Here is a 20,712-nt window from a genome sequence, read left to right as displayed (position 1 = left end):
CAATCGAGCCCGATCGTGACGGATCGCTTTACCGGTGGCACCCCGGCTGGGCGCGAATGGTGTCCCGTCCCATCGCGCAGCTTTGTGCGAGAACATGCTTGTCGGGCGCCGATCGCCAGCGGGCACGCGCCTGCTCCAATTCCTTGGGCAAGGCCTCGCGCAGTAGCTTGCCGGCCTCCGGGTGGCCAACGCGCTCGTAGCCGGCAGCCTGGGCTTCGGTGCACTCGCGCTGGGCTTGTTCGGCCTCGATACATTCTTTTGGCAGATCAGTGTCCTTGACCGCCGTTTGGTCGCCGACCTCTCGGGTGGCAACTTCCTGAGTGGCAACCTCTTCTTTTTTTGTGCAGGCGCCCAGCAGTGCCGCCAGGGCCAGCGACAGGCATACGGCTCGCAAGCGATTGGAATACATCGGTTCTCCTTGGTTGAGTGTCGGGTTTGAAGCCAGTTCAGGTTCGCGGTGACCTTCCCTCTGTTATTCGCATTCCATAGGCCCCGGATTATGCGGCCGTCCCTTTCGTCTGCCGAGCCTTGAGCCAGTCTTGCATGAACCGGATCGGCGATACGAAGCCGAGCGACGAATGATGACGACTGCGGTTATAAAACGCCAAACATAATAACGAATATCGAAAGGCGATTTCACATCCGGCAATTCCACACTCTTGTCACATTTCACGTCTTGCACGGATGGATTTGAGTTTCCAGTATCACCGCCGTTAACGTCCTCTAGACGGCGCCCCTGTAACGCTCGCGAGTTTCGCGCGCGTCAACATCGATTTCGAACAGATCGATCAAGGCGACCGCAACAATTTCAGCAACTTCGTGCAGGTGCTGGGCCGAGCGCTGCATGCGCAAGGGCTCAAGCTCATCGTCAGCCTACCCGCGTTCTCGACGGCCGACGAGACGGACTCGGCCAACTACGGCTATGACTTGCGCGCGCTCGGCGCCGGTGCGGATTACCTGCAGATCATGACCTACGACGAGACGATCCCGGCCTGGAACCCGGGTCCGGTCGCAGGCTCCGACTGGATTGAAAACGACCTCGACTATGCCGTCTCGCTGGTGTCAGCGGACAAGATCCTGAGCGGCCTGCCGTCGTACGGCTACGACTGGCGTGCGCCCCATTCCGGTACGCAGCGCTCTTGGGCCGATACCGATGCACTCGTCAAGCAGTATGGCGTGACGCCAAGCTACGTCGGCTCGAACGATTCGGTGACGTTTCGCTATGCAGCCGACGACGGCAGCGGCACGCACACGGTGTGGACCGAAAACGCGCGCAGCGTGCAGCTGAAGGCGAGCCTCGTCAATGCATACGGTCTGGCCGGGACGTCGATGTATGCGCTGGGATGGAGAATGCCTGCTTCTGGCAGGCATTGAAGGCAGGCCTTGCCCAGCAATAACGCTGCCCCCGTTGCTTGATCCGCGAACGCGACCCGACAACGGGTAACGGTCGCGCGGTCAAGCGAGCCGGCGGCACGCGGCCGTTCCGCCGCTTCAATGCTGCACCCCCCACCGCCGCACAGTCAGCCGTTCGAGCGTATCGAACACCAGATGCTCGACCAACAGCCCGATCACGATCACCGCCGCGAGCCCCGCGAACACGCGATCCGTATACAGCTCGTTGCGGTTCTGGAAGATGTACCAGCCGAGCCCACCCTGCCCGGCGCTCGCGCCGAACACGAGTTCGGCGGCGATCAGCGTGCGCCACGCGAACGCCCAGCCGACGCGCAGGCCCGCGAGGATCGACGGCAGCGCCGCAGGCACGAGGATCAGCGCGACCTGGCGCAGCCCCGTCAGCCCGTAGTTGCGGCCGGCCATCCGCAGCGTCGCGGGCACGCCGAGAAAGCCCGTGTACATGTTCAGCGCGAGCGGCCACAGCACCGCGTGCACGAGCACGAACAGCAGGCTGCCGGTGCCGAGGCCGAACCACAGCAACGCGATCGGCAGCAGCGCGATCGACGGCAGCGGGTTGAACATCGACGTCAGCATCGACAGCAGGTCGCGGCCGATACGCGTCGACACCGCGACCGACGTCAGCGCGAACGCGAGCGCGACGCCGAGCGCATAGCCGCGCAGCAGCACCGACAGCGAGATGCCCGTCTTCACGAGCAGTTCGCCCGACGCGATGCCCTGCGCGAACGCGACGCACGTCGCGCCGAAGGTCGGCACGAGCAGGTCGTTGGCGACGAGCCGCGCGGTGATTTCCCATGCGCCGATCAGCACCAGCGCGATCAGCGCGCGACGAAACCAGCCGGCATCCAGCACGCGACGCATGAGCGTCACGGGAACCGCGCGTTCGACGTCGAGCGGCGCCTGCAACGGCAATTCGTATTCCGCGCGCACCGGCGGCAGCGGCGGCAAGGTCGGATGCAGCGTGCTCATCGTTCGGTATCCTGCACGTGTTCCGCATCCGTCTCGAACAGCAGCCGGTGAATGCGCGCGACGCTGTCGCGGAAATCGGCGCGGCCGACGCTGTCCTGCGAATACGCGTGACTGTTGAGTTCCGCACGCACACGGCCCGGGTGCGGCGACAGCAGCAGAATCCGGTTGCCGACGACGAGCGCCTCCTCGATCGAATGCGTGACGAACAGCAGCGTGAACCGCACGTCGTCCCACAGCCGCAGCAGCTCCTCCTGCATCTTGCGGCGCGTCAGCGCGTCGAGCGCGGCGAACGGTTCGTCCATCAGCAGCACGCGCGGCTGCATCGCGAGCGCGCGGGCAATCGCGACGCGCTGCTTCATGCCGCCGGACAGCGTGTGCGGATACGCGTCGGCGAACGCGGCCAGGCCGACCTTGTCGAGATAGTGCAGCGCGCGCTCGCGTGCTTCCGCGCGCGGCAGCTTCTTCGCGACGCGCAGCGGAAACGCGACGTTCTCGGCGACCGTCTTCCACGGCGGCAGCTGATCGAATTCCTGAAACACGACGACGCGGTCGGCGCCGGGCCCGCGCACCGGCTCGCCGCCGAGCGCGATCGTGCCGGACGCCGGCTCGATGAAACCCGCGATCGCCTTCAGCAGCGTCGACTTGCCGCAACCCGACGGCCCGAGCAGCACGAAGCGGTCGCCGCCGTACACGTCGAAGCTCACCTGATGCGTCGCGCGGACGATGCGCGCGTGGCTGCGGTATTCGAGACTGACGCGGTCGATCGCGAGCAGGCGCTCGCTGTGCGCGGACGGCGCGGCGGCGTCCGGTGCGGAACGAGCGTTGGAAGGCGCTTCGGCCGCCGCCCGTGCGACGGGCGACGAACCATGACGCGCTGCCACGGGCAGCGCCCAGCTACTGGACGTGGTGACGTTCACGATGACGCATCCTGCAAGTAAAACGTCACCATACGGTCGGCCGGTGCACGCACCAACCAATCATTGCGCATATTCAAACCATCGCGGCGCATAAACGTCGATTGCGCCGCCCGAACGGCCGCCGTTCAGCTCCCGCCCGCCGTCGCGGGATCGTCGAAGAAGTAGTCGCGCCACGATTTCGGCTCGTTGCGGATCGCGCCGATCCGATACATGAACTGCGCGAGCTTGAACGTGTTCTGCGGCGCGGTCCTGAACTGCACCTGCGGATTGCGCACGATCTTCAGCAGCAGCGCGCGGTCGATCTTCGAGCCGTTCACGCGAATATAGGCGTCCGCCGCGCGCTCGGGGTCGGCCGCGATCACGCGCGCAGCCTCCGCCAGCGCCGCGACGAATGCGCGATAGGTCTTCGGATTGTCGTTGCGGAATTTCTCGGTCGCGTAGAGCACGGTCGCCGAGCTCGGGCCGCCCAGCACGTCGTACGAATTCAGCACGATGTGCGCGTTCGGATTGCCTGCCAGCTCCTGTTCCTGGAACGGCGGATTGGCGAAGTGGGCGGTGATCACGCTGCCGTTCGCAAGAATCGCGGCGGTCGCGTCGGGGTGCGGAATCGCCTGCGTGAAGCCGTCGAGCTTCGCGTATTGCTTGTCGCCCCACTGCTTCGCGACCGCATACTGCAGCACGCGCGACTGCACGGACACGCCGACGGCCGGCACCGCGATGCGGTCCTTCGCGGTGAAGTCGGCGAGCGTCTTCACGTTCGGATTGTTGCTGACGAGGTAGTACGGCAGGTTGCCGAGGGACGCGACGCCCTTCACGTTCTGCCGGCCATGCGTGCGGTCCCACACCGTCAGCAGCGGGCCGACGCCCGCGCCCGCGATGTCGACCGCGCCGGACAGCAGCGCGTCGTTCACGGCCGCGCCGCCCGACAGGCGCACCCAGTCGACCTTGATGTCGAGGCCGGCCTTGCGGCCTTCCTTCTCGATCAGTTGCTGGTCGCGCGCGACGTTCAGCATCAGGTAGACGACGCCGAACTGCTCGGCGATGCGGATCTGCCCTTCGGCGAGCGCGGGCCGCGCGGCCCCGAGGCCCGCGACGGCGAGCGCCGCGGCAAGCGTGGTGACGGCCGCACGGCGTGCGGACAGCGTCGTGCGGCCCAGCGCCGCGCGAATCGAAAACGACATCGGAACTCCGATCGGAAGGGTGAAGGCAGGAGCGGGGGCGGAAAGCGGCGCGGCGCTCAGAACGGCGCGTCGCCTTCGATCGTCGTGCGATACAGCTTGCGGCGCAGGTGGTCCGGCGTGCCGGCCGCGAGATGCATCAGCGAACGGTTGTCCCAGAACACGAGGTCGTGGTCGCGCCACGCGTGCCGGTACACATGCTCGGCGCGCACGCTGTGCGCGAACAGTTCGTCGAGCAGCGCGCGGCTTTCGTCGTCGGGCAGGCCGACGATGCGCGTCGTGAAGTGCTCGCTGACGAACAGCGCCTTGCGGCCCGTCTCCGGGTGCGTGCGCACGACCGGATGCACGACCGGCTTCACCTGCGCGATCTGCTCGGCGGACAGGTTCGGCCGCCACGGGTTGCGCGCCTGCAGTTCCGCATAGCGCGCGAGATACGTATGCTCTGCGCGCAGCCCTTCGGCCGCGCGGCGCAGGTGCGCGGGCAGGGTGTCCCACGCGAGGTGCATGTTCGCGAACAGCGTGTCGCCGCCTGCGGACGGCAGCTCCTGCGCGTGCAGCAGCGAGCCGAGGCTCGGCTTTTCCTTGTACGACAGGTCCGAGTGCCAGAAGTGGCCGGCGTCGCCGAGACCGATCGGCTGGCCGTTCTCGACGATGTTCGACACGACCAGCACTTCGGGATGCCCGGCCAGCGCGAACTGATGCAGCACGTGGATCTGCAGCGGGCCGAAGCGGCGGCTGAACGCGATGTGCTGCTCCGGCGTGATGCGCTGGTCGCGGAACACCAGCACGTGATGGTCGAGATGCGCGCGATGGATGCGGGAGAAATCAACATCGTCGAGCGGCATCGACAGGTCGAGGCCGATCACCTCCGCGCCCAGCGGCCCGTCGAACGCGCGAATCTCGAAGTGTTGCGACGTCGCGCGTGGCGACGGCTCAGCGGTGTGGGTGGCGATGATGGTCATGAAGCAGGCCCCGTCGAATGCGATGAAAACGCGAATCTACGATCGCAGCTCGCGGCCCGTCAACGAAGCATATTCGATACGTTTATCTGCTGAACTGATATGGATGACTGCTCGAGCATCCGCGACGGATGGAATCGGAAACGGCCGCGCAATGCACGCGGCCGCTCCCGTCCCGCGACGTCAACCGCGCCGGCGCGACGCCAGTTTCCTGACGACCGACACCAGCGCATCGACTTCGTCGCACGTGTTGTAGAACGCGAGCGACGGCCGCACGGTCGCCTCGAGTCCGAAGCGACGCAGGATCGGCTGTGCGCAGTGATGCCCGGAGCGCACCGCGATCCCTTCCTCGTCGAGCGCGCGGCCCACCTCTTCGGTCGCGTAGCCCTTCAGCACGAACGACAGCACGCTCGCCTTGTCGCGCGCGGTGCCGACGAGCCGCACGCCCGGCACCGGCGCGAGCGCGCTCGTCGCATACGCGAGCAGGTCGTGCTCGTAGCGCGCGATGCGCTCGATGCCGACGCGGCTCACGTAGTCGAGCGCAGCGCCCAGCCCCACCGCGTCCGCGATGTTGCCGGTGCCCGCCTCGAAGCGGTTCGGCGGCGGCTGGAACACGGTGCGCTCGAACGTGACGTCCGCGATCATGTTGCCGCCGCCTTGCCACGGCGGCATGTCGTCGAGGATCGCGCGCTTCGCGTAGACGACGCCGATGCCCGTCGGGCCGTAGATCTTGTGGCCCGAGAACACGAAGAAGTCCGCGTCGAGCGCCTGCACGTCGACCCGCAGGTGCGAGATCGACTGCGCGCCGTCGACGAGCGCCTTCGCGCCCGCGCGATGCGCGAGCGCGACGATCTCCTGCACCGGCACGACCGTGCCGAGCGCGTTCGACACCTGCGTGACGGCCACGAGCTTCGTGCGCTCGCTCAGCAGCTTGCGGTATTCGTCGAGCAACACCTGGCCCGAGTCGTCGACCGGAATCACGCGCAGCCTCGCGCCCGTCTGCGCGGCGAGCTGCTGCCACGGCACGATGTTCGCGTGATGCTCGAGATGCGACACGACGATCTCGTCACCCTCGCCGACGTTCTGCACGCCCCACGTCTTCGCGATCAGGTTGATCGCCTCGGTCGTGCCGCGCACGAACACGATCTCGTCCGGCGACGCCGCGCCGATGAAGCGCCGCACCGTGTCGCGCGCGTGCTCGTACGCGTCAGTCGCGCGCCCCGCGAGCGCATGCGCGGCGCGATGGATGTTCGAGTTCTCGTGCGCGTAGAAGTACGCGAGCCGGTCGATCACCGCCTGCGGCTTGTGCGTCGTCGCCGCGTTGTCGAGCCAGATCAGCGGCTTGCCGTTCACGCGCTCCCGCAGGATCGGGAAATCGCGGCGGATCGCGTTCACGTCGAACGGCGGCTGCGCGCCGCCCGTGAGCACATGCGGCTCGGCAGCGCGTGCATCGTCGATGAAGTAGCGCGCGGGCGCGTCGTGCGGTGCGGACTGCGCCGGTGCATGACGACTCGACGCAAGCAGCTCGCGCAGCGCATCGTCGCCGGGCAGCCCGAACGCTTCGGGCGACGCGAGGCCGTTCGACGGCACGACGATGTCGTGCGGCGTCGCCTGCCAGCCTTGCAGCGTACCGTCGGTGAAGTAATACGGCGAGGCGCTCGCCTGCGGCACGCCGAGCGCCGCGCCGCCGACGCGCGGTTCGAGCGCGGGCGCGATCGACACGACGCTGTCGGGCAGGCCGTTCTGCGCGGCGGCATGCGGCGCAAGCGCCGGCGCGCGGTTGCCGAGCGACAGCACATGCGTCGGCGCGGACGGCGCGAGGTTTGTGCCAGCGATCTTGCCTTGCGCGTCATCCTGCAGCACGAGGCCCGGCACGCCGGTGCCCGTGCCGCCCGGCCCCGCAAGCGGCGAGCCGGCCGGCGCCGGGTTGCTCACCGACGCGAGGATCGGCGCCGCCGCCGGCAGCGCCGACGGCACGCCGCCCACCGCGCCGCTGCCCGTCGACAGTGCCGGCGCGGCCGCCTGCCCCGGCGGCGTCGCGAAGAACTCGGACGCGAGCCGCGCGAGCGTCGCCGGGTCGGGCAGGCCGGCCGGCAGCGGCGCGTGCGGCAGGCTGCTGCCCGGCAGTCCTGAATTAACGGTAGGTGTCGGGGTAGTCATGGTACTTGCCGATTTCGACGTCTTCGAGGACAGCCAGCGCGTCCGGCGAATGGACCGCAAGCGAGCAATACAGCGAGATCAGGTACGACGCGATCGCCTGGTTGTTGATCCCCATGAAGCGCACCGACAGCCCGGGCCCCTGCTCGCCCGCGATGCCCGGCTGGTAGAGGCCGACCACGCCCTGCCGCTTGTCGCCAACGCGCAAGAGCAGGATCTTGGTCTTGCCGTCCGCGACCGGCACCTTGTCCGACGGAATCAGCGGAATGCCGCGCCATGTGAGGAACTGCGAGCCGAACAGGCTGACCGTCGGCGGCGGCACGCCGCGCCGCGTGCATTCGCGGCCGAACGCCGCGATCGCGAGCGGATGCGTGAGGAAGAACGCGGGCTCCTTCCACACCTTGGTCAGCAGCTCGTCGAGATCGTCCGGCGTCGGCGCGCCCGTCAGCGGGAACACGCGCTGCTCGTCGGCGACGTTCGCGAGCAGGCCGTAGTCGGGGTTGTTGATCAGTTGGCTTTCCTGCAGTTCCTTGATCGTTTCGATCGTCAGGCGAAGTTGTTCCTTGATCTGGTCGTGCGGGCTGCTGTAGAGATCGGAGATCCGCGTATGCACGTCGAGCACCGTGCTCACCGCGTTCAGGAAATACTCGCGCGGCTGCTCCTCGTAAGGCACGAACGTGCGCGGCAGCGCGCCCTCGTCTTCGCGTGCCGTGCACGCGGCCCGCACCGCCTCGGGATTCTTCACCTGATTCAGGCGATAGATGCCGGCCTCGACGGGCACCCATTGCAACAGGTGAGTGAGCCATCGCGGCGTGATCGTGGAAAGCTGGGGAACGGTCTTGGTGGCATTGGCAAGTTGCCGTGCTGCGTTATCGCCGAGCGCTGTCTGGCCGCTCACTATCGTCGACATAGGTGACTCCGGGGGCTATGAAACCAAAACAGAAATGCTTGTCGCGGAAAAAAACATTATCGAGACGTCGTGCGGGCCGCTCAACATGCTATAGCCGCCAATTCAAAACGACATCGTCAGCAAAGCTCGGGATCGTTGATTCGCGACCATTTTTTTTGCTGCTCAGGCGCGGCGCGCCGCCTCCCACCGATTGACAGGACAGCGTCACGGAATCCTAATATTCAACTCCGAAACCAGAACCAAGGGGCCATGATGAGTACACCTCCGTCCATCATTCCGTGGAACGATGTCTTCGAGCGTTTCAAGAAAATTCTCGACTTCGCGAAGGACGCCACCGATCTGGCGGCCAAATCGTCGATCCTGCTGTTGATCATTCCCGGGCTTTCGCTGTGGGTCTATCTCGATCGAATCGGCTGGTATTCGCTGTTTCTCGATTCGGTTTCGTCGACGTCCGGTTTGCTGGCATTGCTGATCGGCACGCTGCTGCTGGTATCCGCGCTGCTGTTCATCCTGTGCGTTCCGTCGATCTTTTTGCTGTTCTTCATGTCGCTCAACAACGACCTGCGCGTGCTGTCCAAGAGCTCGTCTGTCGTGATTCTCCTGACCGTGCTATTCTGGATGGCGCTGGTATTCGCCGGATCGATCTGGTTCAAGAGCCTGTCGATTCCGCTCATCCTGTTCGCGACGTTCGCCTTCTGCGCCGCAGCCGCGCTCATCGGATGGCGCATCGACGGCACCTCCAGCGGCCAGGGCAAGTGGAAGACCACCGGGAAATCCATCGCGCTGTCCGCAATCGTGACCATCGCCACCATTTCGAGCAGCGCCGCCTTCCTGGCCATCGAGTCGTTCGCGGGCGACATGAGCACGGACGCCAAGGCGTATCCGGCGCTCATCGTCCTTCTGCCCCTCACCCTCGCGGGCTTCCTCCCGGGATTGATGGCGATCAGTTCGGTCGCCCGCAACAAGCCGATGACGACGGCCGTCAAGTACGTCGCAGTCGGCGTCGGCCTCGTGCTCTATGCGCTGATCATGTGGTCCTTTACGTCCTTCTCCACCGGCATCGCCACCCGAACGCTCGAAAAAACCGGGGTCTACAGCGTGGCGCCTCAGGACTTCGAACTGCTCAAGGCGGACGCCCGGGCGAGCCTCGATCACGTCGGCATTGCCGTCACGTCGTCAGGCCTGCCGATCGTCCACGCGTACGTCCGCTACGCGTTCGGCGACATTCGCCTGCTGTGCGCCGACCCATTCGTTCCCGGCGTCACCGATGCGCCGGACAACAAATTCTCGAACGACGTGGCCGAGAACAAGAAGGCCCGGGACAAGGCGCGCGAAGCCGGACGAAACTGCGTGATGCTCAAGAAGGACGACATCCGCCCGATCGGCCTGAAGCAGCCGGTCTGAGCCGTCGCGCGCACGACGCTCAAGGCGATACCGCCGCAGGCGGATCGCCTGCCGCGCCGCCGGGCGCGAGCAGCAGGCGCGCGATCGACACGTCGAACGCACGCGCGATCTTGTCGACGGTGACGAGCGACGCGATCGCCTCGCCGCGCTCGATCTCGCCGACATACGAGCGGTTCAGCCCCGCATGCTCGGCGAGCTGCTCCTGCGACCACGTGCGCGCCTCGCGCAGCTTGCGCACCGTCGCGCCGAAGCGCTGGATCAGCTCGCTCATGACGCCGCCTGCGCAACCGGCGCCGACGCGGCCAGCGCGGCCGCCGCGCGCGACGCCTGCGTCGCTTCGCTGCGCAGCACGGCCTGGGTGACGTTCGCGCCCGGCGGCACGTCCTGCGTGAGCCACACGTTGCCGCCGATCACCGCGCCGCGCCCGATCGTCACACGGCCGAGGATCGTCGCGCCCGCGTAGATCACGACGTCGTCCTCAACGATCGGATGGCGTGCGAGGCCCTTCTCCAGATGGCCGGCGGCATCGCGCGGGAAGCGCTTGGCGCCGAGCGTGACCGCCTGGTAGACGCGCACGCGCTCGCCGATGATCGCCGTCTCGCCGATCACGACGCCCGTGCCGTGGTCGATGAAGAAGCCGCCGCCGATGCGCGCGCCGGGATGGATGTCGATGCCGGTCTCCGCGTGCGCCTGCTCGGCGATGATGCGCGCGAGCAGCGGCAACCCGAGCCGGTACAGTTCGTGCGCGAGCCGGTGATGAATCATCGCGAGCACGCCCGGGTAGCACAGCAGCACCTCGTCGACACTGCCGGCCGCCGGATCGCCGTGAAACGCCGCGAGCACGTCGCTGTCGAGCAGGCGGCGGATCTCCGGTAGCCGCGCGGCGAACGCCTGCACGGCCGCCGACGCCGGATCGTCGACCGGCGCATGAGCGTTGCGCTGGCGCGCCGCGTAGCGCAGCTCCAGCGTCACTTGTGCGAGCAACGCGTTCAGCGCCGCGTCGAGCGCATGGGCCACGTAGAAGTTCTCGCTTTCCTGGCGCAGGTCGGGCGGGCCGAGCCGCATCGGGAACAGCACGCCTTTCAGCGCGCCGACGATCTGCGCGAGCGCCTCGCGCGCTGGCAGGTCGCGCCCGCCGGGCTCGAGCGAGCGCCGCTGTTTCTCGCGCCACGCGCGGCGCACGTCCTGCAGCGATCGGACGATGTCGTCGATTTCGAATGCGGCCACTGTTGCTTCTCCCCGTTCCCCGCCCGCCTATGCATCAGTCCTGCGCCCACGGCAGGCCGCGAAAGCGCCAGCCGTTCTGGCCGCCGCGGCGCTGCTTCGCGTCCAGGTCGCCCTCGAATCCTTCGAGGACGTTGAACACCTGCGTGAAACCCGCTTTCGCCGCCGCTTCCGCGGCCTGCGCCGAACGGTTACCGCTGCGGCACAGCAGCAGGACCCGCGCGTCCTTGCCGGTCTTCGCTTCCAGCTCGCGCACGAAGCGCGGGTTGCGCGTCAGGCTCGTGCCCGTCGCCCAAGGCACGTGCAGCGAGTCCGGCACGTGGCCGACGAATTTGCGTTCCTCCGCGGTGCGCACGTCGACCAGCAACGCGTCGCCGGCCTTGAACAAGGCCCACGCGACTTCCGGGGCCACGCCGCCCGCGTAGGGCGTGCCGGCCGCCGTGGCCGCCGCGCGGGCGTCTTCGAGCGCCTGTTGCGCAGCGGTTCGTTCTTCCAATGCAAACGTCATGACGCTTCCTTGTCGATTCGTTCGATCCGATAAACCGGGAAAGGCGGCCGGTGCAGCTTGCCTGCTGTCTATAGCCGTCAGTGCCACTATGCGAGCGCGGCACGCGAAGCAGAACCAATAAAAACTCATTTCCAAATCAGGGCCGCGCGAAATGCAAACGCGAACGCCCGCTATCGTGCGGGCGGCCAGGTCGGGTTCGGCGAGGGAAGTGATGGAGCACGCCGGCGCTGCGATGCCGAGGTGTCGATGCGGGATTCAGATGGAGGATCGTCGATACGCAGTGCGTCGCAAAACGAGGTCGATGGGCCGCCGCGCCCCGCGCGCGGCGGCGCCGCGTTCGCTCAGTGCGCGTCCTGACGCACGCGCTGCGCGGCCGCGATGATCGCGTCGGCCACGGCCTTCGGCTGGCTCAGCATCGCGACATGGCTGCCGTTCACGCGCGTCACCGTCGCGCCGATGCGCTTCGCCATCGTTTCCTGCAGCGTCGGGTCGATCATCCGGTCCTGCGTCGCGACGACGTAGGACGACGGCTTCGCGTGCCACGCGGCCTGCGCGACCTTCTCGTCGATGCAGCCGCCGAACCACGGCCCCTGCGTCGCCGCCACGATGCGCTGCTGCACCGGCGGCAGATCGGGCGCGAAGTCCTGCGCGATAGCCTGGTCCGACAGCCGTGCGAAGCCGGCCGCGTCCTTGCGCAGCTCGCCCGCCCACGCCGGCGGCGGCAGGCCCTGCGTGACGTCCGCGATCGATTGGCCATTGTCGGGCGCGAACGCCGCGACGTAGACGAGCGACTTCACCTTGTCGTCGTTGCCGGCTTCGCTGATCACGACGCCGGCCCACGAATGGCCGACCAGCACGACCGGCCCCTGCTGCAGGTCGATCACGCGTTTGGCCGCGGCCGCGTCGTCGGCGAGCGAGCTCAGCGGGTTCTGCACGGACACGACGTGCAGGCCGCGCGCCTCGAGCAGCGGAATCACCCGGTTCCAGCTCGAACCGTCGGCGAACGCGCCGTGTACCAGGACGACATTGGTGCCCTTCAGGTCGGCCTGCGGCGCGGCATGGGCCGCCGCTGTGCCGAACAGTCCGCCGAGCACCGCGGCGGATACCAGAACCCGTTTCATCGAACGAATCATCGTCATGCTCCTTTCTGTCGTGTTGTTCACGTGAAGTCCTGCGATTGCCGCCGCGCTGTCGGGATGTGGCGAAGGCGGCGGCACGGCAACGGATCAGGAATGCGCGTAGAGGTCATCGGACGGGATTGCGTCGTGGTGCACGGCGCGCGCCTGCGTCATGTCGCGATGCCGGACCGGCGACGGCGTTTCGGCCACGTTGTCGCCGGCCGACTTCGACGGGCCGTTCTGGTCGGACTGTGCGACCCGCAGCGTGGCGGCGGCAACGTCGTCCGGGTAGTGCGGTTCGCTGCGGGCCGGGTTGTAGCCGGCCTGCTCCAGTCGAACCAGTTCGGCGCGCACGTCGGCGCGCGTGAGGCCGTGTCCGGCATCCGCGAAGGACAGCGCGGGGACGATGGCCAGTGCGGCAGCGGCAAGGATTCGGGCGGTGTTCATGAGCGTTCTCCTGAAAGGAAGTGGGCAGATCGATCATTCGGTATCCGATGCAAGGTTGCATCTCGAACGTTTTCTGCATGTCGACAGTAGAACCCGCCAACGTATCCGGCATGTTTCCGGAACAGCGGCCGGGTGCATGCCAGTTTTTCCAGGACGGCTGTAGATACAGTGCGATACAAAATCGTGCGCTGCGCCGAGACGGCAAAAGAGCGTTCATCGCGGCCTTCCGGGGAACGCGGGGCAGACCGTCGGCGTTCGGCCATCAGGCGACACTTTGGCGCAGTTGCCGAATGGCTCAATTCGAGGTTTTTCCGTAAAATACGCCTTTGCCTGGGTTTCAGCCAACTGGTTCGCTATGCATCGAATTGGATTCTTCGTCTGCCATGGGCACGATGTTCTTGATCTCGGCGGACCACTTTCGGCCTTTAATCAAGTGGCGACAGCCGCTGGCCATACCCCCTATGATCTTCATGTCATCTCGCAGCCTGGGGGCCCGGTTCTCGGCAATTCGGGCCTTCCGATCGAGACAAGGCCGATCGGGAGGCGCACGTTTGACACCGTCGTTTTCGTGGGCGGTGATATCGATCCGATGCAGGCATCGGAGAACATCGCCGCTGCCAGGAAATTGAGCGCCAAAGCCTTGCGGGTGGCAAGCGTGTGTACAGGGGCATTCTTGCTTGCGGAAACCGGCTTGCTGGACGGCCGGAGAGCCACGACGCACTGGCAATACGCGGCTCGATTGCAGTCGCGCTTCCCGCTCACCAAGGTCGAGGGCGATAGTATCTATATAGCGGACGGCCGCATTTGGACGTCGGCGGGCATCGCCTCCGGAATAGATCTGGCGCTCGCCATGATCGAAAGAGACATGGGGCCGGAAATTGCGCGCGCTGTCTCCAGGCTTCTAGTCGTTCCGTATCGTCGACCGGGAGGCCAGTCCCAATTCTCTGCGATGTCGCAAATGGAGCCGGAATCGGATCGTATCCGCATCGCGCTGAATTTTGCCAGAGAACATTTGGCTGAAGCGCTACCTGTCGAACGACTCGCCGATGCGGCGAGATTAAGTCTGCGACAGTTTGGACGAGCCTTTCGTCGAGAAACCGGTGAGACGCCTGCCAAGGCGGTCGAGCGTTTGCGCGTTGAAGCTGCGCGGCTGCGCCTGCAGGATGGTAGCGAACCCATCGAACAGATTGCGCTGGCCGTGGGATTCACGGATCCGGAGCGGATGCGGCGGGCATTTGTCAAATTGCACGGACACCCGCCGCAATCGATCCGGCGCCAGAGCAGATTGAGCGGTAAGGGCTGATCGATAGACGGCCCATCAGCTCACCCTGGGCCGGCCGACTTACTGGTGTTTCGGCACGTGATTATCGACTTCTCATCGGACGCTCAACGGCCGTCGGATTTTAGGGGAGCGTAATCATTCCACATGTCTCGATGCAACTTCCAGGCACCGTCCTGCTTCAGGAAGATGAGGATCTGCTTGCCGCGGTATTTGAGCTTTCCACCGTGGTCGCGGATTTCCGCATCCGAAACCTCCGTCACGCTCTGATCATTACCGTAGAACTCGTAATTGCTGAACGATACGGTACCAGGCGCTGATCCGGCATATCCCTTGGCGAAGTACTCGACGATCGCGCTGCTCCCCGTCACTTTGTCACCGCCGGGCGGCAAGAGTGTGCCATCGTTGGTATAGAGGCGGCCTATCGCCTCGTAGTCCCCTCGCCCAAAGGCTTCTGCCCATCGCGCGTTCTCGGCCTTGATGGCCGCAGCGGGCGGATGTTGCAGACCGCCGGCAGTTGCCGGCGCCGCAAAGGCAAAAAAGGAGACGCAGGCTGCGAGAGCCGCAGTACAAAAACGAATCTGTTGCATCTTATGACTTCCGATCGTGGCTTGAATTGAAGAGGGCTGCACCCGTGTGCAGGTGGAGCAGGCTATGTCGGTGCGGCCTTCGTCATGGCCCGCACGTGGCCTCGCCAACATTGCCTGCAAGCTTTTCAGCGAACGCCAGGGATTCGTGCGAGACCTCTGGATGCGCCGGGCAATTCTTTGTCGACCATCGCGATTACCTCCGGACGCGCATCTCGAGGATGACCGGAATGTAATGGCGGAGCGGGATCATATTCGATCGCGAGTTGTGTGAATTCCGCGGCCTGTCGGCCGCGTAGCTTCGTCGCAACGCGAAGTGCGAAGTCGATGCCCGCTGTCACGCCACCGCCGCTCATGAACCGGCCGTGGTCGTCTTCCACGAAGCGATCCGGAACGGGGATGGCGCCATATTCAGACAGCTTGTTGACGAACGCCCAATGACAGGCACTTCGCTTACCTTTGAGAACGCCCGTTGCGGCGAGCACGAGCGATCCGTTGCAAACCGACGTAATGTGTTTGGCGCTTTCAGCCAGACGCCGAATCTGAGCTTGATACTCCGGGCGCATCGGCACCGACAAATCAGACCCGCCGGGAACCAGGATCAGGTCAGTTTTCTCGATATCGGCCAACCGTTCGGTCTTGCCATAGACGACCCCGAATTCAAGCGTCACGTTGCCCCCATTGAGACTCGCGTAGCGAACGTTCGTATTCGGTAGCCGGTGAAAAATCTCGCTGGGGCCAGCGAAATCAAGAAGCGTACCGCCATCGTAATTCACGATCAGAATATTGAGGGGATCACTCGGAGCGAGCTCCCCCTTGTTGTCTGCCTGCGCAAAAACAGGGGTGGCGTGACCAAGCAAGGCTCCGCCCCCCATGACGGCGCCGAGCGTGGCGACGCTTCCAAACTTGAGGACATCGCGGCGGGAATGACCTGCTTTGGTGAGTTTCTCGCTAGAGGCGTTTTTTTTTCTATGGTCGGTCAAGTTAATCTCTCCTTGCACTTGGCCCCCCTCTGCAAGCACAACCAGGTTGGCCGGATTGAAAAAACACCACGACGAAAAGCGTGGCGGACATGAGATCAAGAGGTGGATGAGCCGGGATGACGTGTCGGGCTCTGGAATCGGGAATCGCAGGCTTAAAGCTGCGAGGCACCGCCATCGACGATCAGTTCGGTGCCGACGACGTAGGACGATTCGTCGCTAGCGAGATAGAGTGCCGCGTAGGCAACGTCCTCGGCCTTGCCCATGTAGCCCACCGGAATAGCTTCGGCGAACTCGGCCTTACGGTCGCGAACCCATTCGTCGGGCATGCCCCACTTGCTGATCAGAGGCGTGTTCATCGCGCCGGGGGCGATCGCGTTAAAGCGGATTTTCCGGCCGAGAAATTCGTAGGACCAGCTACGGGCCAGCGATCGCACGGCGGCCTTCGCCGCCGCAGTCAACGAGATGCCATGCTTGCCGGTCTGCGCGACGAACGATGTATTGAGAATGACTGAGGCGCCCTCCCGCAAGTCCGGCAGCACCGCCTGAAGCGTGATCACCACGCCCTTGACGTTGATGTCCATGATCTCGTCATAGAGTTGGTCGTCGATGTCGTTGAGTGCGGACGGGAAAGCCCAGCCGGCGTTGGCGAACACGACATCCAAGCCGCCGAACTTCTCTTTTACCTGCGCGGCAATCGCTCGCATGTCCTTGATCGAACGTACGTCGCCCTTGAGAACGACCGCATTCTCGCCAAGCTCGGCCTTCACACGCTCAAATACGGCATCATCGCGACCCGTGACCGCCACTCGGGCGCCCTCTGCGATGAACAGCCTGGCGGTTGCAAGACCGATGCCGCTGGTACCACCCGTGATCAAAACCGACTTGTTCTTGAGCCTCATCTTCGATTCCTTTCCAAGTTGTGATTGATCAGGCCGAAAGCTCAAAACGCAATCGCGTTTGTGCGCTGTTCCCTGCTTGATCTTCCACGCGAAGTATGGAACTTGAAGCGAATGGCGCAAAGGTCGTATATCCCTCAAAAAACGCCAACCAATCCGAACGGGTGACTAACGCACCTCGGCGTTCAGTGGCTGCATCGCACGTCGGTACAGTTCCCGTGCAGCCTCACTAACGAGAGAAACGCATGGAGCAGGCTCACGCGGCGATCGAGCGCGCGGGGATCGCGATGCAGATGTTCGAGGTCGCCCTGGTGTCGAACCACGAAGGCTTCAAGATGATCATCGGCCCCGCATATCTTCAGGCGATGGGCGGGATGATCGAAGAGGGGCGGTACGACAACGCGACGGCGAAGGCGCCAGACTTCGATACACCAGCTGAGCGATTTCATCAATTCGTTGCATCGACGGGTTGAATCCGCCGTCGGCCAGCGACGCCCACGGAAATCCACGAAGATGGCATGAACGTGCCGCAAGCGGCACGCCCTTCGTTCGCACATCGCGTCACGGCGTCACGGCGCGAGCCGCGTGAACACGTAATCGCGGTCCTTCACCCGCGCCTGATGACACGCGAAGCAGGTCTGATGCTGACCGATATCCGCCGGCACGCCGTTGATGAAGCGCCCGAAGCCCCAGCCGCCGGTCGCCGCGTAGCGGCGCGAGTCCTTCACCATCACCTGCACGGTCGTCGCCTGCCCCGGCACCGTCGCCGGCGGGAATGCCTCCGACTGCTTGCGCTTGTACGCCAGCTTGACGAGGATCGTGCCGTCCGGAAACGGCAGCGTCGCCTGCTCGAGCGCGCGGATCGCGACCGGATTGCCGAGCACCACGCGCAATTCGTCGAGCGGCGCGGCTTCCTCGGCCGGCGCGACCATTTCCCATTTCCGGTAGCCGGGTGGAATCGTCACGCCGTAGATCGGCGACGCGGCCGGCTTCTGCTGCTCCGCGAACGCGGCCGGGCCGCTCGCCGACAGAGCGCCGAGCAGCAACGCGCCCGCGACGACCACGCGGCCCGCCACGCGCCGCCGGATGTCCGTTCCCGCCCGCATCACAGATGCTCCACTTGCAGGATCGCATCGGCGAACGCCTGCGGCGCCTCCTGCGGCAGGTTGTGGCCGATGCCGCCGCTGATCGTCCGATGCTGGTATTTGCCGGTGAACTTCTTCGCGTACGCGGCCGGCTCCGGATGCGGCGCGCCGTTCGCGTCGCCCTCCATCGTGATCGTCGGCACCGTGATCGCGGGCCCGGCCGCGAGACGGCGCTCGATGTCGTCGTATTGCGCGTCGCCCTTCGCGAGCCCGAGACGCCAGCGGTAGTTGTGGATCACGACGGCCACATGATCCGGATTCCGGAACGATTCTGCCGAGCGCGCATAGGTCGCGTCGTCGAACTGCCATTTCGGCGACGCGAGCTGCCAGATCAGCTTGTTGAACGCGTCGCGGTTCTCCGTGTAGCCGAGCGCGCCGCGCTCGGTCGAGAAATAGAACTGATACCACCACTGGAATTCGGCCTGCGGCGGCAGCGGCTTGCGGTTCGCCTCCTGGCTGCCGATCAGGTAGCCGCTCACCGACACCAGCGCCTTCACGCGCTGCGGCCACAGCGCCGCGATGATGTCGGCCGTGCGCGCGCCCCAGTCGTAGCCGCCGAACACGGCCTGGTCGATCTTCAGCGCGTCCATCAGCGCGACGATGTCGACGGCCGTCACCGCCTGCTGGCCGTTGCGCGGCGTGTCGGCCGAGCGGAACGTCGTCGAGCCGTAGCCGCGCAGGTACGGGACGATCACGCGATAGCTGGCCGCCGCGAGCAGCGGCGCGACTTCGGCGTAGCTGTGGATGTCGTAGGGCCAGCCGTGCAGCAGGAACACGACGGGGCCGTGCTTCGGCCCCACGTCCGCATACCCGACGTTGAGCACGCCCGCGTCGATCTGGTGGATCGCGCCGAACGACGCGCCGCCGGCTGCGCGCTTCGTCGTCGACGCAGCGGTCGGCGTTTCCGCGCGGGCGAGGTTGCCGAATCCCAGATCCGCCAGGCTCAGGCCGGCCAGCGTCGTGCCCAGGATCAGGCGGCGTCGGGTGTTCACGGTGTCAGGCATGACTCGTTCTCCATTGTGGGTCGCTGAGGAAAGTGCCCGCTGCGACGGCGCGGGCGCACTGGAAACTTCGTTCGCGAAACCGGCGCCGATGAGCCGGCGCCGTCTCGCGAATCGCTTCACCGACGTTATATCCGAACGGGTCGAATGCTTTGTATCTCAACGTATCCGGGTTCGGTTACGACACAAGGCGATGCAAAAATCCCTGCGAAACGGCGCGCTTCAAGGGGCGCGCCGCCCTTCCGGACGCGGCTACGCGCGGCGCAGCGGCCGAAACCCCGCGCGCACTTCCTGCGCAAACAGCTCGGGCTCCTCCCATGCCGCGAAATGCCCGCCCTTGCCGACTTCATTGAAATAAATCAGGTTGTGATAGCAGCGCTCGGCCCAGCTGCGCGGTGCCTGGTAGATCTCGCCGGGAAACACCGTGATGGCCGCCGGCAGCGCGATGTCCACCGCGTTGAAGTTGTTCGAATGATCTTCCCAGTAGATCTGCGCCGCGGACGTCGCCGTGTTCGTCAGCCAGTAGAGCGAGATGTCGTCGAGAATCTCGTCGCGTGGAATCGAGCGCTCGGGAACACCGTCGCTGTACGTCCATTGCGAGATCTTGTCGACCATCCATGCCGCCTGCCCCGAGGGCGAATCAGCCAGCGCATACCCGACCGTCTGCGGGCGCGTCACCATCATTGCCGAGTAGCCGCAGTTGTCGCGGTAGAACGTCGCGAGCTTCTCGTAGGCGGCCTGTTCCTTCAGCGACAGCCCGGCCGGCGCGGGGGCGTCGGTCGCGAGCAGCGTCGCGATGTCGGGCGGCACCGTGGCCGGCATGTTCACGTGAATCCCGGCGAGCCCCTTCACGCGCTGCATCGCCATCCGGTGCGAAATCACCGACCCGCAATCGCCGCCCTGCGACACGAAGCGCGTGTAGCCGAGGCGCGCCATCAGTTCGCCCCACGCGCGCGCGATGTGGTCCGAACCCCACCCCGTCTTCGTCGGCCGGCCCGAGAAGCCGAAGCCCGGCAGCGACGGCACGACGACGTGAAACGCATCGTCGGCGCTCGCGCAGTGCGCGGTCGGATCGGTCAGCGGGCCGATCGCCTTCAGCAGCTCGAAGATCGAGCCGGGCCAGCCATGCGTCATGATCAGCGGCATCGCGTTCTCGTGCCGCGACCGGACGTGGATGAAGTGGATGTCGAGGCCGTCGATTTCCGTGATGAACATCGGAAAACCGTTCAGGCGCGCTTCACCCTTGCGCCAGTCGTAGCCGGCGCCCCAGTACCGGACGAGCTGCTGCATGCGCGCGAGCCGCACGCCCTGCGATTCGTCGGCCACCGTCTCGCGGCCCGGCCAGCGCGTCGCGGCAATGCGGCGGCGCAGGTCGGCGAGCGCTTCGTCGGGAATGTGCGCGGTGAACGGGCGAATGCCGCCGCCGCTCGTCGCGGCGTGAAGTGCAGTGGGAAGCATCGCGGACACGCCCGCGGCCACGGAACTGGCCAGCAGGTGGCGCCGCATCGGCGAAAACCGTGTTGAAGACATGGATTGCATCCTCCTTTCCGAAATTGGACATGCCGCGCAATCGAGACGGCGGCGCAGGCAATTGGAAAGGTCTGATGTATCCGGGATTTG

The 20,712-nt window shown here is 65.6% G+C and carries 21 protein-coding genes and 1 pseudogene; 4 read left to right on the top strand and 18 right to left on the bottom strand.

Annotated features, from left to right (window positions below):
* Positions 1 to 28: 28 nt before the first annotated feature.
* Complete coding sequence (locus B7P44_RS20375; RefSeq protein WP_084907707.1) at positions 29 to 409, bottom strand: hypothetical protein; 381 nt, start codon at positions 407 to 409, stop codon at positions 29 to 31.
* A gap of 356 nt (positions 410 to 765) precedes the next feature.
* On the opposite strand from B7P44_RS20375, the pseudogene B7P44_RS20370 reads away from it, so the two are divergent.
* A pseudogene (locus B7P44_RS20370) lies at positions 766 to 1,374 on the top strand (glycosyl hydrolase family 18 protein); the annotation flags it as partial.
* A gap of 117 nt (positions 1,375 to 1,491) precedes the next feature.
* On the opposite strand, the gene B7P44_RS20365 reads toward B7P44_RS20370, so the two are convergent.
* The 6 genes from B7P44_RS20365 to B7P44_RS20340 all read right to left on the bottom strand — a co-directional run bounded on the left by B7P44_RS20365 (position 1,492) and on the right by B7P44_RS20340 (position 8,500).
* Positions 1,492 to 2,379 carry an ABC transporter permease gene (locus B7P44_RS20365; RefSeq protein ID WP_084907703.1) on the bottom strand — a complete coding sequence of 296 codons (888 nt, stop codon included), beginning with the start codon at positions 2,377 to 2,379 and terminating at the stop codon, positions 1,492 to 1,494.
* On the bottom strand, positions 2,376 to 3,296 hold the full coding sequence (locus tag B7P44_RS20360; protein WP_084907701.1) for an ABC transporter ATP-binding protein: 921 nt from the start codon (positions 3,294 to 3,296) through the stop codon (positions 2,376 to 2,378). The genes B7P44_RS20365 and B7P44_RS20360 overlap by 4 nt, the downstream gene beginning before the upstream one ends.
* Positions 3,297 to 3,421: 125 nt before the next feature.
* Positions 3,422 to 4,477: an ABC transporter substrate-binding protein gene (locus tag B7P44_RS20355; protein WP_084907699.1), complete on the bottom strand. Its 1,056-nt coding sequence runs from the start codon at positions 4,475 to 4,477 to the stop codon at positions 3,422 to 3,424.
* Positions 4,478 to 4,533: 56 nt separating this feature from the next.
* Positions 4,534 to 5,436 (bottom strand): TauD/TfdA dioxygenase family protein, encoded by a 903-nt coding sequence (locus tag B7P44_RS20350; RefSeq protein WP_084907697.1) that lies wholly within the window; start codon positions 5,434 to 5,436, stop codon positions 4,534 to 4,536.
* A gap of 180 nt (positions 5,437 to 5,616) precedes the next feature.
* The gene (locus B7P44_RS20345) at positions 5,617 to 7,593 is read right to left on the bottom strand and encodes a family 2A encapsulin nanocompartment cargo protein cysteine desulfurase (protein ID WP_084907695.1); all 1,977 of its coding nucleotides are present in this window, start codon (positions 7,591 to 7,593) and stop codon (positions 5,617 to 5,619) included.
* Positions 7,568 to 8,500, bottom strand: coding sequence for a family 2A encapsulin nanocompartment shell protein (locus B7P44_RS20340; RefSeq protein ID WP_084907693.1), 933 nt, complete (start codon positions 8,498 to 8,500; stop codon positions 7,568 to 7,570). The genes B7P44_RS20345 and B7P44_RS20340 overlap by 26 nt, the downstream gene beginning before the upstream one ends.
* A 249-nt stretch (positions 8,501 to 8,749) precedes the next feature.
* On the opposite strand from B7P44_RS20340, the gene B7P44_RS20335 reads away from it, so the two are divergent.
* Positions 8,750 to 9,904, top strand: coding sequence for a hypothetical protein (locus tag B7P44_RS20335; protein ID WP_084907691.1), 1,155 nt, complete (start codon positions 8,750 to 8,752; stop codon positions 9,902 to 9,904).
* Positions 9,905 to 9,923: 19 nt separating this feature from the next.
* On the opposite strand, the gene B7P44_RS20330 is transcribed toward B7P44_RS20335, so the two are convergent.
* The 5 genes from B7P44_RS20330 to B7P44_RS20310 all read right to left on the bottom strand — a co-directional run bounded on the left by B7P44_RS20330 (position 9,924) and on the right by B7P44_RS20310 (position 13,201).
* Positions 9,924 to 10,175: a helix-turn-helix domain-containing protein gene (locus B7P44_RS20330; protein WP_084907688.1), complete on the bottom strand. Its 252-nt coding sequence runs from the start codon at positions 10,173 to 10,175 to the stop codon at positions 9,924 to 9,926.
* Positions 10,172 to 11,131, bottom strand: coding sequence for a serine O-acetyltransferase EpsC (epsC, locus tag B7P44_RS20325; protein ID WP_084907686.1), 960 nt, complete (start codon positions 11,129 to 11,131; stop codon positions 10,172 to 10,174). Before epsC ends, B7P44_RS20330 begins: the two co-directional genes overlap by 4 nt.
* 34 nt (positions 11,132 to 11,165) lie before the next feature.
* The gene (locus tag B7P44_RS20320; RefSeq protein WP_084907684.1) at positions 11,166 to 11,636 is read right to left on the bottom strand and encodes a rhodanese-like domain-containing protein; all 471 of its coding nucleotides are present in this window, start codon (positions 11,634 to 11,636) and stop codon (positions 11,166 to 11,168) included.
* 341 nt (positions 11,637 to 11,977) lie between these two features.
* Positions 11,978 to 12,769 (bottom strand): alpha/beta fold hydrolase, encoded by a 792-nt coding sequence (locus B7P44_RS20315; RefSeq protein WP_084909929.1) that lies wholly within the window; start codon positions 12,767 to 12,769, stop codon positions 11,978 to 11,980.
* Between the two features lie 93 nt (positions 12,770 to 12,862).
* A complete protein-coding gene (locus tag B7P44_RS20310; RefSeq protein ID WP_084907682.1) occupies positions 12,863 to 13,201 on the bottom strand; it encodes a DUF4148 domain-containing protein in 339 nt (112 codons plus the stop codon).
* Positions 13,202 to 13,556: 355 nt separating this feature from the next.
* Here B7P44_RS20310 and B7P44_RS20305 point away from each other — a divergent pair, with 355 nt between their 5' ends.
* Positions 13,557 to 14,504 (top strand): GlxA family transcriptional regulator, encoded by a 948-nt coding sequence (locus B7P44_RS20305; RefSeq protein WP_084907680.1) that lies wholly within the window; start codon positions 13,557 to 13,559, stop codon positions 14,502 to 14,504.
* Between the two features lie 83 nt (positions 14,505 to 14,587).
* Here B7P44_RS20305 and B7P44_RS20300 read toward each other — a convergent pair whose 3' ends face one another.
* The 3 genes from B7P44_RS20300 to B7P44_RS20290 form a co-directional block, all read right to left on the bottom strand.
* Positions 14,588 to 15,070: a YybH family protein gene (locus B7P44_RS20300; protein WP_084907678.1), complete on the bottom strand. Its 483-nt coding sequence runs from the start codon at positions 15,068 to 15,070 to the stop codon at positions 14,588 to 14,590.
* Between the two features lie 125 nt (positions 15,071 to 15,195).
* Entirely contained in the window at positions 15,196 to 16,050 is an 855-nt protein-coding gene (locus B7P44_RS20295; RefSeq protein WP_084909928.1) for a DJ-1/PfpI family protein, read from the bottom strand.
* Positions 16,051 to 16,202: 152 nt separating this feature from the next.
* Positions 16,203 to 16,949, bottom strand: a complete 747-nt coding sequence (locus B7P44_RS20290) for an SDR family oxidoreductase (protein ID WP_084907676.1) — start codon at positions 16,947 to 16,949, stop codon at positions 16,203 to 16,205.
* Positions 16,950 to 17,191: 242 nt separating this feature from the next.
* Between B7P44_RS20290 and B7P44_RS20285 the strand changes: the two genes are divergently transcribed.
* The gene (locus B7P44_RS20285; protein ID WP_084907674.1) at positions 17,192 to 17,419 is read left to right on the top strand and encodes a hypothetical protein; all 228 of its coding nucleotides are present in this window, start codon (positions 17,192 to 17,194) and stop codon (positions 17,417 to 17,419) included.
* A 96-nt stretch (positions 17,420 to 17,515) separates the two neighbouring features.
* Here B7P44_RS20285 and B7P44_RS20280 read toward each other — a convergent pair whose 3' ends face one another.
* The 3 genes from B7P44_RS20280 to B7P44_RS20265 all read right to left on the bottom strand — a co-directional run bounded on the left by B7P44_RS20280 (position 17,516) and on the right by B7P44_RS20265 (position 20,622).
* Positions 17,516 to 18,052, bottom strand: a complete 537-nt coding sequence (locus tag B7P44_RS20280) for a cytochrome P460 family protein (RefSeq protein WP_084907672.1) — start codon at positions 18,050 to 18,052, stop codon at positions 17,516 to 17,518.
* Entirely contained in the window at positions 18,052 to 19,095 is a 1,044-nt protein-coding gene (locus B7P44_RS20275; RefSeq protein ID WP_084907670.1) for an alpha/beta fold hydrolase, read from the bottom strand. The genes B7P44_RS20280 and B7P44_RS20275 overlap by 1 nt, the downstream gene beginning before the upstream one ends.
* 249 nt (positions 19,096 to 19,344) lie before the next feature.
* A complete protein-coding gene (locus tag B7P44_RS20265) occupies positions 19,345 to 20,622 on the bottom strand; it encodes an epoxide hydrolase family protein (protein WP_084907666.1) in 1,278 nt (425 codons plus the stop codon).
* Positions 20,623 to 20,712: the final 90 nt, after the last annotated feature.

This window comes from Burkholderia ubonensis subsp. mesacidophila (genome assembly GCF_002097715.1).
GTDB lineage: Bacteria > Pseudomonadota > Gammaproteobacteria > Burkholderiales > Burkholderiaceae > Burkholderia > Burkholderia mesacidophila.
Note: the sequence above shows the minus strand (reverse complement) of the source record. Positions and strands in the feature narration are given on the sequence as shown.